Here is a 14,742-nt window from a genome sequence, read left to right as displayed (position 1 = left end):
GGAATCTCCAGCGAATATCTCAGCATCGGAAAGTTATCTCGAACCCATATTTCAAATAGACCCCTACCGCCCCCCTAATGCGCCCCTCCCCTCTTCTCCGGCGCGCCCGCGTTTCCGCACCAGACCGTCGGCCAGCTCACGCAGGCCGGCCCGGTCGACTTTTCTGTTGGGATTCAGCGGCAGCTCGTCCAGATGGCGATAGTGCCGCGGAACGAGGCCGGCCGGCAGCGTCTCGACGAGCCGGGTGGTGAAATCGGTGGGCGCCAGCCGATTCCCGGTGTAGAACACGACGGGTACGGCGGTGCCGTCGTTCTCGGCGCTCACCGTCACCGCGTCCGCCACTCCGGCGACGCCGCGCACGGCGTGATCGATCTCGGCCAGTTCCACCCGCCAGCCGTGCACCTGCACCTGGGCGTCGGCCCGGCCGAGGTAGACGAGTTCGCCGTCGGCCGCGGCCCGGACGCGGTCGCCGGTGTTGTACCAGGTACGGCCGTCCCGCTCGACGAACCGGCCCTTGTCGTCCGCCGGATCGAGGTATCCCGGCGTCAGCTGCGGCCCGGTGATCCACAGCTCGCCCTCGTGGCTGACGGGCCGGCCGGCGTCGTCGACCAGGAGGTGGCCGTGGCCGGGATGCACCCTGCCGATCGGGGACAGGCCGTTGACGCACTGGCCGGGCGAGGTCTCCGGTGACCAGCGGTGACCGGTGATCGTGATCGTCAGCTCGGTCGGGCCGTAGAGGTTCTCCAGGACGGAGCCGCTCGCCGCGCGCTGCCAGTCGACGGAGTCGGCGCACTTCAGCGCCTCCCCGGCGAAGAAGCTCCAGCGCAGGGTGGGCAGCGCCCCCGGTGCCAGCCCGCCGGTCCTGCGGACCAGCGGGATCGCGCTGGGGGTGGAGAACCACACGGTGATCCCCTGCTCGGCGAGGAACTCCGGCAGGTGCCCGTACGCGTGCGACGGCACGCCCACGGCGGTCGCTCCGGCGGCCCAGGCGCAGAACAGGTCGAACATCGCGCAGTCGAAGGTCAGGTCGAAGGTCTGTGAGAACACGTCGTCGGGGGTGAAGTCATAGCGTCCGGCCAGCAGCCCGAAGTAGTGCGCGGTGTTGCCGTGCGTGATGGGCACCCCCTTGGGCCGGCCCGTCGACCCCGAGGTGAACAGCACGTAGGCGACGTCGGTGGCCTCGACCGGCCGCGGCGCGGCGAGGGCCCGCCCGCCACCGAGTGTGTCGGGCGACAGGACGGGCACGTCCACCCCTTGGGCGCGGAGTTCCTCCGCCCGCTTCTGGCCCCGGTCGTCGACGATCAGCGCCGACACCCCGGCGGCCTCGATCATCTGGCGCGTCCGGGACGCCGGGAAGTCCGGCTGCAGCGGCACGACCGCCGCTCCCGCGTAGAGGCCGGCCAGGATGCCGGCGTACGCTGTGCCCCCCTTGTCCGCGAGGACCCCCACGGCGCCGGGCCGGCACGGCGCCGACCTCAGCAGGACGCCGGCCCAGCGCAGTGCCGCCCGGTGGAGCTCCGCGTAGGTCGCCGTGTCCGGGCCGACCCGGAAGGCGGGCCGGTCGGGGGCCATGGCCAGGCCGCGCAGGAAATACGCATAGAGGGGTGCCGGATAATCTGCATTCATCTGATCCACCATTATGGACATTCACATTGTTGCCGGATAACGTCAGCGCCGTAGGCTTTTTCTCGGTAAACTGGAGAAAGGAAATCAGCTGTCATGTGGGATGCACGCTTCGAAGAACTCCTGCGGCCGCATCTGCCGTTTCTGCCCGCCACCGAGAAGCTCCTCGAAAATGCGGATCTGCCGGGCCTCGGCCTCGATTCGCTGGGCATCGTCGAACTCCTGGCCACCCTTGAGGAGGCATACGGGGTGCGATTCAAGGACGACGCGCTGACGAAGGAGACGTTCGAGACTCCGGGCACGCTCTGGACGGTCCTTTCGGGGATTTCGGTGGCCTGACCGGCCGGCGCCTGACGAGGCCCGCGGGGAGGCCCGCAGGGCCTCGTCAGGCCGAGGGCACCGATGGCCGCGGCAGCACCGCCGTCCTCGGGTTCACCGGGACGACGGTGAAGTTCCGCGTGGTGATCGGCACCCGGCCGAACATGGCGTCCTGGCCGCTGACGCAGAGCTGCTCGACGCCGAGCCGCCGCAGCGTGGCCACCACCTCGGGCCAGCGCAGCGGCCGGACGAAGCCGTCGAGCACCATGGCCCGCACCCCCGCCGCGCCGGTCAGCAGCCTCCCGTCGTGATCGTCGACGACCGGCACCCGCGGGTCGGTGAAGCGCAGCTCACCGAACACCTCCTCCTCGGCCCTCTTGCGCAGCGGCTCGAAGGCGGCCGAGTGCATGGGCGGCCGCATCGTGTACAACGGCAGCCCGCCGATCGCCCGGACCCGGCCTTCGAACCACTCCACCTGCCGCTCCCGCAGCGAGACCATGAAGAAGTCGTGATCTATGTAGCAGGAGACGTCGTGCCATTCGCCTCGCTCGCGCAGCTCCGCCACCAGTTCCGCCAGCCGGGCCTCGGGAACGCGGACGAAGGAGCAGGTGACGATGTCCCGGTGCTCGTGCGCGAAGTAGTCCTCCGCGCAGCGCGCCAGACCCGCGGTCATGCGCACGGCGTCGGCGAACGACAGCGCGCCCGAATAGGCGGCGGCCGCCTTGCCACCGAAACTCGGGCCCGCGACCAGGTGCGGGTTGACCTCCAGCGTCCGCTCCGCCCATTCCGCCAGAGCCAGGCAGTTCACCAGGAAGGCCACCTGTGCCGCTTCGGAGTAGTCGTCACCGGAGTCGCGGAAGCGGCCGGCCAGCGAGTAGCCGAGCACGTCGTCGGCGAGCGCGACCAGCCGCCGCGCGGCGGGGTCGCCGAGCATGAACGAGTCGACATCGGAGAACCGGGTGGGTCCCATGCCGGGGAAGACGATCGCGGTCCGCATGTCCACTTCACTAACCCAGACCTTTCAGGAACTCGATCAGCACCTGTCTGAACCGCTCGGGCTCCTCCAGGTGCGGCGTGTGGCTGGACTCCTCGAAGACCTCCCACCGCACGTCGGGGATGAGGTCGAAGTACGGTCGCACGGTGGCGGGCGTGGCCTCGTCGTGCCGCCCGGAGATCAGCAGGGTGGGCACCTCGATGTCCGCGACGCGGTCCTCCACGCCGAAGTCACGCAGCGAGCCGATCACGTGGAACTCGCTCGGCCCGTTCATCGCGTAGTAGACCGTCGGGTCGTTGTAGATCTCCATGAACGTGGCGACGAACTCGCGCGGCCACGGGTCCAGCGTGCAGACGTGCCGGTTGTAGAAGACCATCATCGCGTCGAAGTACTCCTGCGAATCGGTCGTGCCCGCGGCTTCGTGGCGGCGCAACGTCTCGTTGACGCCCTCGGGCAGCCGGTCGCGCAGCACCCGCATCTCCCGCAGCCACAGCGGGTAGGAGGCGGGGGCGTCGGCGACCACCAGGCCGCGCAGGCCGCCCGGTCTCGCCGAGGCGTGCAGGGCGGCCAGCATGCCGCCCCAGGACTGCCCGACCAGCACGTAGTCGTCGCGGAGGCCGAGCCTGAGCAGCAGGTTGTCCAGTTCGTCGAGGAACAGGCGCGGAGTCCAGAACTCGGCCCCCTTGCCGGGCAGGTGCGTGGAGCCGCCGTTGCCAAGCTGGTCGTAGTGCACGACGGGCCAGCCCTCCTGGGCGAGCGCGGCGAGGCCGACCAGGTAGTCGTGGGTGCTGCCGGGCCCGCCGTGCAGCACGACGACGGCCGGCCGGCCCGCGCCCGGCGTGCCGGTGACCCGGTACCAGGTCTTGTGCTCCCCGAACGGCACCGTGCCCTTGGCAGGGAGAGCGGCAGGCGAGGTCACCAGCCCCGCCTGATGGTGTCCGCGATGTGCGTACGCTGCTCCTCGGTGACCCACCAGCCGACGGGCACGCACACGACGCGCGGGGCGACCCGGTCGAGACCGGGCAGCAGGCTGGAGTACGGGCGCACGGCCGTGTGCAGGTCGTTGCGCTCGTGCACGTTGCTGGTCATGATCCCGGCCTCGTCCATGCGCTTGATGAAGCCGTCGCGGTCCTCCACCTTCATCGGATAGATCCAGAAGGAGGATCGGCGATCGGCGGCCCGCTCGGTCAGCTCCAGGCCGGCGACGCCGGCGAGCTCCCTGTCGTAGAAGGCGGCGTTGGCACGGTGCCGGGCCAGCACCTCGTCCGCCCAGGCCAGGTTGGCCAGGCCGATCGAGGCGTTGATGTCGTTCATGTGGAACTTGAAGCCCCACTCCGTGACGTCCGGCGGGTTGCGCAGCCGGTCGGCCGTCCGGTCGATGCCGAACCAGCGCAACCGCGTGGCGCGCCGCCGCAGCTCCTCGGTCGGCAGGACGAGAGCGCCCCCGTCGCCGCAGGTCAGGTGTTTGATGGCCTGGAAGCTGAACACGCACAGATTGCCGTGACCGCCGATGGGCGTACCGCCGTAGGTCGCGCCCCACGCGTGCGCGCAGTCCTCGATCACCGGTGGCCGGAAGCCGAATCTGGCCTCGGCCAGGTCGATGATCGCGCGGAGCCGGTCGAGGTCGACCGGATAGCCGGCGAAATGCACGATCATGATGGCCCGCGTCTTCGGCGAGATCTTGCGGGCGAGGTCGTCCAGGTCGACGTTGAGGGTGGCCGGGTCGACGTCCACCCACCTGATGCGCAGCCGGTTGGCCAGGATCGCCCAGTTGGTGGCCTCCATGGTCAACGGCGTGGACAGCACCTCGCCGTCGTCGTCATCCTGGCGGGCGACCATGTGCAGGGCGAGGTGCAGGCCCGCCGTGGCGCTGTTGACCGTGACCACCTCGTCCCGGCCGACCCGGCCGGCGATGGCCCGTTCGAACTCCTCGACCTTGGCTCCCTGGCCGATGCTGCCGCTGCCGAGGACCTCGGCGGCCCTGGTCGGCGCCTCGGGAGACATCGCCACCCGGAACAGGGGGATCATCACCGTCACCTCGTCAACGTGAGCTCGGCGAGTTCGGCGTACCGCGCCTGACACTCGGCGAGCGTGGGCAGCAGCCCGAGCTGCCTGGCCTCCCGCAGGGAGGGCGCCGCCGCGTCCTTCTCCGACTGCACCGGGCCGTCCGCGGGCCAGGGCAGGCCGAGCTCCGGGTCCAGCGCGTTGATGATGACCTCCGCGCCCGGGGACCAGGTGCTCGAACACAGGTAGACGACGGTGGCGTCGTCGGTCAGCGGCGCGAACCCGTGCGCGAGCCCCTCCGCCAGATACAGGGCCCGCCGGTTCGCGGCGGTCAGCTCGACCGCGACGTGCGCGCCGTACGTCGGCGAGCCGATCCGGATGTCGAGCACGACGTCGACGATGCCCCCCTGCGCGCAGGTGACATAGCGGGCCTGGCCCGGCAGCGCGATGGCGTGCATGCCGCGGATGGTCCCGCGCCGGGACACCGAGCAGTTCAGCTGGGCGACGGACAGCCGATGACCCACCGCCCGCTCGAACACCGGCTGGCTGAACACTTCGAGGAAAAGCCCCCGGTGGTCAGAGTGGACGTCCGGCGTGATCAGAAAAGCGCTCTCGACTCCAAGCTCGGCTATCTCCATGTGCTGACCTTTCCGGCATAGGAAATGGTGCCGTACGTCGAAATGACGGCACCATGATTGGCCGCTGGAGACGCGCGAAACAACCCCTACCGGCCCCCCTAGCGGCAACTATGGCGCAATATGCGATAAAGCCATTCTTTTCCGGGTCGCTCCCCCTGCGCAGGGTTGGCACCGTCCGGCGGATCGACCCGGATGCCGTGCGGAACAGGGCTTGACGTGCGGACGCGAGCGCCGCGGCGGCGACTCCGCCCGCGTACGTGGCGACCGGGAACAACGCCGGGAGGCCGGCGTTCCGCCTCCGCCGGCAAGGCTATAGGGCGCATAGGGGGACTCGTAAGGGTTGTGTAGAGATAGGGCATGGATAAGCCTATTTTCCAGCAGTCTGCTGGAATCCATACGATAAGTCCTCAGCGTTGGCGCTGGAGGTAGGAAACATGCGGGAAACAATCTTTTCCACCCTGAATGCGAACGGAAGACCGCGTTGACCGCCACCCCGCCGATCACCCAGGAACACTTCCCGCTCGACCAGCGCGCGCCGGCCGTACGGCTGGCCCGGCTGCTCGACGCCGACTCGGTGACGCCGCTGCACGATGCCGACGCCAGCGGCGTGTCCGCGGTCATGGGCCGCATCGCGGGCCATCAGGTGGTCACCTTCTGCACCGACCCGGCCATCATGGGCGGCGCGCTCGGTGCCTCGGGCTGCGAGAAGATCGTGTCCGCCATCGACACGGCGGTGCGCGAAGGCTGCCCGGTGATCGGCCTGTGGCATTCCGGCGGCGCCCGGCTGGCGGACGGCGTCGAGTCGATGGACGGCGTCGGACGGATGTTCGCCGCGATGACCCGCGCCTCCGGGCGGGTGCCGCAGATCTCGGTCATCCTCGGCCCCGCCGCGGGAGCCGCCGCCTACGGTCCGGCGCTCACCGATGTGGTGATCATGGCCAAGGCCGGCCGGATGTTCGTGACCGGCCCCGACGTCGTGCGGTCCGTCACCGGTGAGCGGATCGACATGGAGTCGCTGGGCGGAGCCGAGACGCACAGCCGCAAGTCGGGCGTGGCGCACATCGTGGTCGACTCCGAGAGCGAAGCGTACGAGTCCGCCCGGCGGGTGACCCTGCTGCTGGCCCACCGCGCCCGCGTCGAACCCCGGGTCGCGCTGGGCGGAACGGACCTGCGATCGCTGCTGCCGGAGCGGGCGCGGCGGGCCTACGACGTGCGCCCGCTGGTCCGCGAGATCGTCGACGACGGCACCCCCTTCGTGGAATTACAGCCGCGCTGGGCCCCCAACATCGTCGTCGGCCTCGGCCGCCTGGGCGGCGGGAGCGTCGGCGTGATCGCCAACAACCCGCTGCGCATGGGCGGCTGCCTCGACTCGCTGAGCGCCGAGAAGGCCTCGCGATTCGTCCGGATGTGCAATGCGTTCGGCATTCCGCTGATCGTGATCGTCGACGTTCCCGGCTACCTGCCCGGTGTCACCCAGGAATGGGGTGGCGTGGTCCGGCGGGGCGCCAAGTTGCTGCACGCCTTCGCCGAGGCGGCGGTCCCCCGGGTCACGCTGGTCACGCGCCAGTCGTACGGCGGGGCGTACATCGCCATGAACTCCCGCTCGCTCGGCGCGTCCGCGGTGTTCGCCTGGCCGGAGGCGAAGATCGCGGTGATGAGCGCGGACGCGGCGGTGGGCATCCTGCACCGCAAGCGGCTCGCCGCCGCGCACGACGACGAGCGCGCCGAACTGCGGCGGCAACTCGTCGCCGAGCACACCCGCGTGGCAGGAGGCGTCGCCCGCGCCGTGGCCCTGGGCGTCGTCGACGAAGTGATCGACCCCGCGCAGACCCGGCCCAAGCTCGCCATGGCGCTCGCCACCGCGCTCGCCACCGCGTCGGCGACACGTGGCCGTCACGGGAACATCCCGCTGTGATCGGCTCAAGACTAAGGAGTGACATGGATCCCATGGCCGACGCCTTGCTGGGCGGAGCCACGCCCGGCGAGCTGACGAAGATCCCGCTGCCCAAGGAGTATCCGGCCTCCTACCTCCGGGTGGAGGACACCGAGATGTTCACCGGCATGGACGACAAGGACGTCCGCAAGTCGCTGCGCGTCGGCATGGTGCCCATGCCCGAACTCGCGCCGGACGAGGTCGTGGTGGCGGTCATGGCCAGCTCGATCAACTACAACACCGTCTGGTCGGCGACGTTCGAGCCGTTGCCGACGTTCGGCTTCCTCAAGCGGTTCGGCCGGACGAGCGCGTTCGCGGCCCGCCACGACCAGCCCTTCCACGTGCTGGGCTCCGACGGGGCCGGGGTCGTGGTCGCGGTCGGCGCGGGCGTACGACGCTGGCGCGTCGGCGACCACGTCGTGATCAGCCCGATCCAGGCCGACGACCAGGAACCGGCCACGCACGACGACGGCATGCTCGGCGCCGAGCAGCGGGTCTGGGGCTTCGAGACCAACTTCGGCGGCCTGGCGCACTACACCCTGGCCCGGGCCAGCCAGCTCGCGGCCAAGCCGGCCCATCTGAGCTGGGAGGAGGCCGCCTGCGTCACGCTGTGCGCCGGCACGGTCTACCGCATGCTGGTCAGCCCCCGGGGCGCCCGCATGAAGCAGGGCGACGTCGTCCTCATCTGGGGCGCGGCCGGCGGCCTCGGCGCGTACGCCGTGCAGATGGTCAAGAACGGCGGCGGCATACCCGTGGGAGTCGTCGGCTCGGAGTCGAAGGCCGAGGTCCTGAGAAGTCTCGGCTGTGACGTCGTCATCAACCGCAACGAGATAGGGATGACCGACGACGTCGAGATCACCCCCGAGCAGACGATCACGCTGGGCAAGCGGCTGGGCAAGGCCGTCCGCACGGCGGTCGGCGAGGATCCGCACATCGTCATGGACTACGTGGGCAAGGCGACGTTCGGCATCTCGGTGTTCGTGGCCCGTCGCGGCGGCGCGGTCGTCACCTGCGGCTCCAGCACCGGCTACCAGCACTACTACGACAACCGCTACCTCTGGATGCACCTCAAGCGCATCATCGGCAGCCACGGGGCGAACCTGCAGGAGGTGCGGGAGTGCGTGCGGCTGTTCGACCTCGGGCAGGTGGTGCCGACCCTGTCCACCGTCTACCCGCTGGACGAGGTCGCGGAGGCCACCCGGCTGGTGCAGACCAACGCACACATCGGCAAGGTCGGCGTGCTCTGCATGGCGCCCGAGCCCGGAATGGGCGTCACCGACCCCGCGCGGCGCGCCGAGCTCGGCGCGGACCGCCTCAACCCGCTGCGCGGCCCGGTGGACGCCACCCCCACCCCCTCGACGCCGGCATAGGCATGGCTGGCAAGAAAAGGCGGATCTGACAGTGGCCGCACACTCAACCGGGATCCTGGCGACCGGTTCCTATCTCCCTGCGGAAGAGATCGCCAACGAGGACCTGGCGCGCCAGGTGGGCGTCGACGCGGAGTGGATCCTCCGCAAGACGCAGATCGAGTCCCGCCGTCGCGCCGCGCCGCACGAGGCGACCTCGGACCTCGCCGTACAGGCCTGTCTGGACGCGTTGCGGCGGAGCGACATCGACGTCGGCCGGATCGGCTACATCATCGTGGCGACGTCCACCGGCGACTCCCCCCAGCCGCCCACGTCCTACCTCGTGCAGGACGCGCTGGGCGCGCACACCGCCGCCTGTTTCGACATCAACGTCGTCTGCAGCGGATTCGTGTACGGCCTCGCCATCGCCGACAGCCTCATCGCGCTCCGCCCGGACACCTACGCCCTGGTCGTCGGCGCCGACCTGTACTCCAGGCAGCTCGACTTCGCGGACCGCCGCACCTCCGTCCTGTTCGGGGACGGGTCCGGCGTCGCCATCGTCGGCGCGGTGCCCAAGCCGTCGGGGTTCATCGACTTCGAGCTGTCCAGTCACGGCGCCGCCCACGGGCTCATCGGCATCAAAGCGGGCGGCAGCCGGCAGCCGGCGTCCCACACGACCGTCGCGGACGGCGAGCACTACTTCAGAATGGACGGCCGCGGCGTCACGGAGTTCGTGCTGGAGCACGTGCCGCCCGCGATGAAGAGCCTGGTGGACCGCACCGGGTTCGGGCTGGACGAGATCGACGCGTTCTTCCCTCACCAGGCGAACGGCCGCCTGATGACGGAGCTGGTCGAGCGCTGCGGCCTCACCGGCACGCACACCCCCCGCATAGTCGAGCGGTACGGCAACCTGGGCAGCGCCTCGGTGGCCGTGGCGCTCGACGTAGCCAATCGGTCAGGCATCCTCAAACAGGACGATCTCATCTTGCTCGCCGGGTTCGGCGGCGGCATGTCGGTCGGCGCCTGCCTGCTCCGCTGGACGGCCAGAGCGCCACAGGAGGCGAGATGACCCAGTTCACCAGTATCGGCATCGTGGGCTGCGGGGTGATGGGCTCCGGCCTCGCCGACGTGTGCGCCCGCGCGGGCCTCGACGTACGGGTCGTGGTCTCCACGGAGGCGTCCGTGTCCCGTGGACGGCGGCGCCTGCTCAGATCACTCGACCGCGGCCTGCGCAAAGGGACGATCACCGAGGAGGAGCGGGACGCGGCGGTGGGACGCGTCGTCTTCACCGCGGACCTCAATGATCTCGGCGACCGGCAGCTCGTCTTCGAGGCCGTCCCCGAGGAGGAGTCGACCAAGCTCGACGTGTTCGGCGCGCTGGACAAGATCGTGGAACTCCCCGACGCCATCCTGGCGTCCAACACGTCGTCCATTCCGATCATCAGGCTCGCGCGCGCGACCGGCCGGCCCGGCCAGGTCATCGGCGTCCACTTCTTCAACCCCGTGCCCGTGCTCGCGCTGGTGGAGCTGACCGGCTCGCTGCTGACGACGGATCAGACGAAGCTCCAGACCGAGCTGTTCGTCACCGCGACACTCGGCAAACAGGTGATCCACTCGGCCGACCGCGCGGGGTTCGTGGTGAACGCCCTGCTGATCCCCTATCTCCTGGCGGCCATGAGAATGGTGGAGTCCGGGTTCGCCACCGCGGAGGTCGTCGACCGCGGCATGGTGCTGGGCTGCTCCCATCCCATGGGCCCGCTGAGCCTGGCCGACCTGATCGGGCTCGACACGGTGGCCTCCATCGCCGACGCGTTGTACGGCGAGTTCAAGGAGCCGAGCTACTCACCGCCACCGGTCCTGTTGCGCATGGTGGAGGGCGGTCTGCTGGGCAGGAAGTCCGGCCGCGGGTTCTACGACTATTCCTAAACCCGCTGATCGAAGGCTTCCAGCGCCCCGCGCATCCGGTCGACGACGAGGGCGATGACCTCCGCCGCGTGCTCCACGAGATAGAAGTGATCACCGGGGAAGGTACGCAGCTCGAATCCCGCCGCGGTGTGGTCGCCCCATGCCCGGGCCTCCTCGAGGCTGACCTTGGGATCCTCCTCGCCTCTGAGAGCGAGGATGGGACAGGACAGTCTCGGCCCGGGCAGGTAGCGATAGGTGTCCAGCGCCCGGTAGTCGCTCCTCAGCGCGGGCAGGATCGCGCGGACGAACTCGTCGTCGCCCAGCACCTGCGCGTGGGTGCCACCTAGCTTGCGTACCTCGGCCAGCAGCCACTCGTCCGACCGCCGCTGTGCGCCGGCCGGGCGGAGCGCCGATGGCGCGGGCCGCCCCGACGCGAACAGCCCCAGCGGGGCCGTGCCACTCCGGTCGAGCCTGCGGGCCACCTCGAAGGCGACGGTCGCGCCCATGCTGTGACCGAACAGAGCCACGGGCAGACCGGTCCACGGCCGGAGCGTCGCCACGATGCGATCGGCCAGCTCCCCGATGCTCTCGACGCCGGGCTCACCGCGCCTGTCCTGCCTGCCGGGCAGCTGGATCGCCAGGACCTCCACCGACGGCGGCATCATCTTCGAGACCGGGAAATAGAAGCTGGCCGCGCCGCCGGCGTGCGGCAGGCAGACGAGCACGGACGACGCCTCGGGCGAAGGATGGTAACGCCGGATCCAGGTCTCATCGGTGTTTACCACGTCACTCACGGCAATCCCTTTCTCACTCGTTTCGGGCCGGATTAAACCAAGAAAAGCTGTGGGCTATATCGGCGGCAACTCTTGATTCACTTTGACCGAGCCCGGCTCGTGAAATCTCTTACCCGCCGCGAGTCACCACGCACATTCCGCCCCGCTATCTTTACAGTGAACAGGAGAATAACTCATTCAGTGCGGGCGCGCAGGCTGGGGCACCCCTAGGTTTTGCCCGTCGGGTAAGGGGCACTAAGGGGGGTTTGCGATACCGCGAGCGCATCCGTGACGAAGTGATGAAACAGCGGAACCGTGATGAAATCCGCGAACACTCCTGAGTGTTGTCCGAATGTATTGACACGTGGCGTGGCGTCAGTAGGAGAATGATTAGACAGGGGGCACGACCCTTCGTACTGGCGTAAGGGGGCGAACCAGAAAGACGATGACCCTCATCGAGCGTGACCACGAAATCACGGATCTGGACGATCTGCTGAGGGACTGCATTCACGGCAAAGGCCGGGTCATGGTGATCACGGGACCCACCGGGGTCGGCAAGACCGAACTGGCCTACACCTTCAGCCAGCGTGCCGCCGCCGCCGGCGTCACCTGGTTGAGCGCCACCTGCTCACGGACCGACCGCAACCTTCCGCTCGGGATGGCCAGCCAGAGCTTCCACAGCGCGGCGCTGCCGATCGAGCACGCCTCCGAGGCCGCCCGGCTGATCGAGGAGGCCGCCTTCAGCGCGAAGGCGATCGGCGAGTCGCCGCACAATCCCGATTGGCTGCACACCATTCAGGGGCTGTGGTCGATCGTCCTGGAGCTCTCCACCAGCTCGCCGGTGCTCATCACCGTCGACGACGTCGAATATTCGGACGCATTGTCCTGGCAACTCCTGCTTAATTTCGTGCAGCGGCTCAACAATGCCAATGTATTCGTCGTGGTGACGGCGGCCGAAAATCCACAGGGGATGGATCCGCTTATCGAGATAGACCTGATGCGTCATCCGCACTGCCAGCACATGAGACTGGGCACGCTTTCCCAGGAGGGCGTCACCAGGATGCTCTGCAAATCCATGGACCAGGAGACGGCGGAAAAACTCGGCCCGGACTTCCATGCGGCCGGCGGCGGCAATCCTCTGCTCGTCGAGGCACTGGTCGAGGACTACCTGCACGAGTCGGGCGAGTCGAATTCGCTGGTCATCGGAGATGCTTTCTCCCGCTCGGTGCGCGCCCTCCTGCATCGCACCGACCCGACCTCGCTGCGCACCGCTCGCGGCCTCGCCGTGCTCGGCGATCTCGCCTTTCCGAACCTGCTGGCCGAATTACTGGAACTTCCGCAAGCGACCGTTCAGCAAACTCTCAACCATCTCGCCGCCGTCGGCATCGTCGACGGAGAGAGCTTCTGCCACCCGGAAACCCGGTCGGCCGTTCTCGACGACCTCGACGCCGAGCAGCGCAAGGACATGCACCGGCGGGCCGCCCAGCTCCTCCACACGGAGGGAGCGGCCAGCACCGCGGTCGCCGAGCACCTCATCCACGCCGCCGACGGCCTGGAGCCATGGGCGATGGCGGAGCTGCGGGAAGCCGCCGACCAGACGCTGCTCAACGACGAGCACGACTTCGCCATCCAGTGCCTGAGACTGGCGATCGACCTGTGTCAGGACGACGCGCGGCGGGCGGCCCTGCGGGCCTCGCTCGCGCGGACGGAGTGGCTGGTCAATCCCGCGGCCACCGCCCAGCACCTCGACCCGCTCATGGCCGTGGCGCGGGAGGGCCGCCTCGGGTTCGAAGACGTCCGGATGCTGCTGAGGTTCTTCCTGTGGCACGGGCGGCTTGACGAGGCCGCGGAGGCGCTGCGACGGCTCAACGCCATGGCCGCCGAATCCGCCGAGAAAGAGACGCTCTTCCGGCTCGGCGTCACCCATCAGTGGCTGGCTTCCGCCTTTCCCCCACTTCTGCTCGATGCGGCGGACACCTCTATGGGCGCTGCCATGGACGCGGCCAAACCGGCAGCCGGCGTATGGCAGCTGCAAGGGGCCGCCCTTTTGTCGGGTTTTCTGAGAACGGAGGAGGACGAACATAAGATCTCGACCGCGGAACGCGTCCTCCAGTCCACCACGCTGGACGATGCGCATCTTGAAGCCATCGAATCCTCTCTTTTCACACTGCTCTACTCCGATCAGGCGGATCGAGCGGCCCCACTCTGTGATGTCTTGTTCGAAGAAGCGGTACAACGACGCTCCCCCACCTGGCGAGCGGTGCTGGCCGGCCTCCGAGCGCACATAGCCATTCGTCAAGGGGATCTGACGATTGCCCATAAATATGCCTCTATAGCACTGGATGTATTACCGAGCCGGAGTATGGGGATTCATATCGGCTTGCCGCTGGCCGCCTTGATCCGCACCAACACCGAAATGGGGAAGTTCGACGTCGCGACCCAACTGCTCAGGCATCCCATCCCCGCGGCGACCTATCAGAGCCGGTTCGGGTTGCACTATCTCCAGGCACGGGCCGCTTTCCACCTGGCGACGGGCCTTTCGCACGCGGCGCTCAACGACTTCCTGAGCTGCGGGAGGCTCATGCGCTCCTGGAACCTCGACACACCCGTACTCGTGCCCTGGCGCCAGGGAGCGGCCGCCGCGCTCATGCAGATGGGCCAGCCGAACCAGGCCAGGACCCTGCTCGAGGAGCCGTACGACCTGCCCGGCGGCGACTCGCTCAGGGCCAAAGGGGCCACGCTCCGGCTGCTGGCCGCGACCGGCGACCTCAAGAAGCGGCCGGGGCTGCTCAGGGAGGCCGTCGACATGCTCCAGAGCGCCGGAGACCGGCTGGAGATGGCCTACGCGCTCGTCGATCTGACCCATGCCTTCAACGAGATCGGCGAGCTCCACAAAGCCCGGATGATCGGCTACTGGGCCGACCGGGTGGCCGACGAGTGCCAGGCGGAGCCGCTGCGCTGGGCGGTACGCCAGGACGATCCGGCCGAGCAGGAGACGGAGGACACGGAGAGCATGGGCCTGCTGAGCGACGCCGAGCAGCGCGTGGCCTCCCTCGCGGCCCTGGGCTACACCAACCGGGAGATCTCCCGGAAGATCTACATCACGGTCAGCACCGTCGAGCAGCATCTGACCCGGATCTACCGCAAGCTCAACGTACGGGGCCGGAGGGACCTGCCCGCGCAGTTCTCCTATGTGGAGCTACGCTGA

Annotated in this window: 12 protein-coding genes; 6 read left to right on the top strand and 6 right to left on the bottom strand. The window is 68.9% G+C overall.

What is annotated here, in order from left to right; translation table 11 throughout:
- Positions 1-63: 63 nt before the first annotated feature.
- Positions 64-1,626 (bottom strand): AMP-binding protein, encoded by a 1,563-nt coding sequence (locus KME78_RS16555; protein ID WP_219529771.1) that lies wholly within the window; start codon positions 1,624-1,626, stop codon positions 64-66.
- Positions 1,627-1,719: 93 nt separating this feature from the next.
- Here KME78_RS16555 and KME78_RS16550 point away from each other — a divergent pair, with 93 nt between their 5' ends.
- Positions 1,720-1,962 carry a phosphopantetheine-binding protein gene (locus KME78_RS16550; RefSeq protein ID WP_219529770.1) on the top strand — a complete coding sequence of 81 codons (243 nt, stop codon included), beginning with the start codon at positions 1,720-1,722 and terminating at the stop codon, positions 1,960-1,962.
- A 46-nt stretch (positions 1,963-2,008) separates the two neighbouring features.
- Here KME78_RS16550 and KME78_RS16545 read toward each other — a convergent pair whose 3' ends face one another.
- Genes KME78_RS16545 through KME78_RS16530 form a run of 4 tightly spaced genes read right to left on the bottom strand, consistent with a single transcriptional unit; the run spans position 2,009 to position 5,577 of the window.
- Positions 2,009-2,938, bottom strand: a complete 930-nt coding sequence (locus KME78_RS16545) for an ACP S-malonyltransferase (RefSeq protein ID WP_219529769.1) — start codon at positions 2,936-2,938, stop codon at positions 2,009-2,011.
- Positions 2,939-2,948: 10 nt separating this feature from the next.
- Entirely contained in the window at positions 2,949-3,854 is a 906-nt protein-coding gene (locus tag KME78_RS16540) for a proline iminopeptidase-family hydrolase (RefSeq protein WP_219529768.1), read from the bottom strand.
- Entirely contained in the window at positions 3,851-4,963 is a 1,113-nt protein-coding gene (locus tag KME78_RS16535) for a DegT/DnrJ/EryC1/StrS family aminotransferase (RefSeq protein WP_219529767.1), read from the bottom strand. The genes KME78_RS16540 and KME78_RS16535 overlap by 4 nt, the downstream gene beginning before the upstream one ends.
- 5 nt (positions 4,964-4,968) lie before the next feature.
- Positions 4,969-5,577, bottom strand: a complete 609-nt coding sequence (locus tag KME78_RS16530) for a dTDP-4-dehydrorhamnose 3,5-epimerase family protein (protein ID WP_246651162.1) — start codon at positions 5,575-5,577, stop codon at positions 4,969-4,971.
- A 481-nt stretch (positions 5,578-6,058) separates the two neighbouring features.
- Between KME78_RS16530 and KME78_RS16525 the strand changes: the two genes are divergently transcribed.
- From KME78_RS16525 to KME78_RS16510, 4 genes are read left to right on the top strand one after another with little or no spacing between them, the layout of a single operon-like run.
- Positions 6,059-7,492, top strand: a complete 1,434-nt coding sequence (locus tag KME78_RS16525; RefSeq protein ID WP_246651161.1) for an acyl-CoA carboxylase subunit beta — start codon at positions 6,059-6,061, stop codon at positions 7,490-7,492.
- 23 nt (positions 7,493-7,515) lie between these two features.
- On the top strand, positions 7,516-8,880 hold the full coding sequence (gene ccrA / locus KME78_RS16520) for a crotonyl-CoA carboxylase/reductase (protein ID WP_219529766.1): 1,365 nt from the start codon (positions 7,516-7,518) through the stop codon (positions 8,878-8,880).
- A gap of 31 nt (positions 8,881-8,911) precedes the next feature.
- On the top strand, positions 8,912-9,925 hold the full coding sequence (locus KME78_RS16515; protein ID WP_219529765.1) for a 3-oxoacyl-ACP synthase III family protein: 1,014 nt from the start codon (positions 8,912-8,914) through the stop codon (positions 9,923-9,925).
- Positions 9,922-10,782, top strand: a complete 861-nt coding sequence (locus KME78_RS16510; RefSeq protein WP_219529764.1) for a 3-hydroxybutyryl-CoA dehydrogenase — start codon at positions 9,922-9,924, stop codon at positions 10,780-10,782. The genes KME78_RS16515 and KME78_RS16510 overlap by 4 nt, the downstream gene beginning before the upstream one ends.
- Here the strand turns inward: KME78_RS16510 and KME78_RS16505 are convergent.
- Positions 10,779-11,555 carry a thioesterase II family protein gene (locus KME78_RS16505; RefSeq protein WP_219529763.1) on the bottom strand — a complete coding sequence of 259 codons (777 nt, stop codon included), beginning with the start codon at positions 11,553-11,555 and terminating at the stop codon, positions 10,779-10,781. The genes KME78_RS16510 and KME78_RS16505 overlap by 4 nt on opposite strands.
- 424 nt (positions 11,556-11,979) lie before the next feature.
- On the opposite strand from KME78_RS16505, the gene KME78_RS16500 reads away from it, so the two are divergent.
- Entirely contained in the window at positions 11,980-14,742 is a 2,763-nt protein-coding gene (locus KME78_RS16500; protein ID WP_219529762.1) for a helix-turn-helix transcriptional regulator, read from the top strand.

The organism is Nonomuraea guangzhouensis, assembly GCF_019396345.1.
In the GTDB taxonomy this organism is placed as follows: Bacteria; Actinomycetota; Actinomycetes; order Streptosporangiales; family Streptosporangiaceae; genus Nonomuraea; species Nonomuraea guangzhouensis.
Note: the sequence above shows the minus strand (reverse complement) of the source record. Positions and strands in the feature narration are given on the sequence as shown.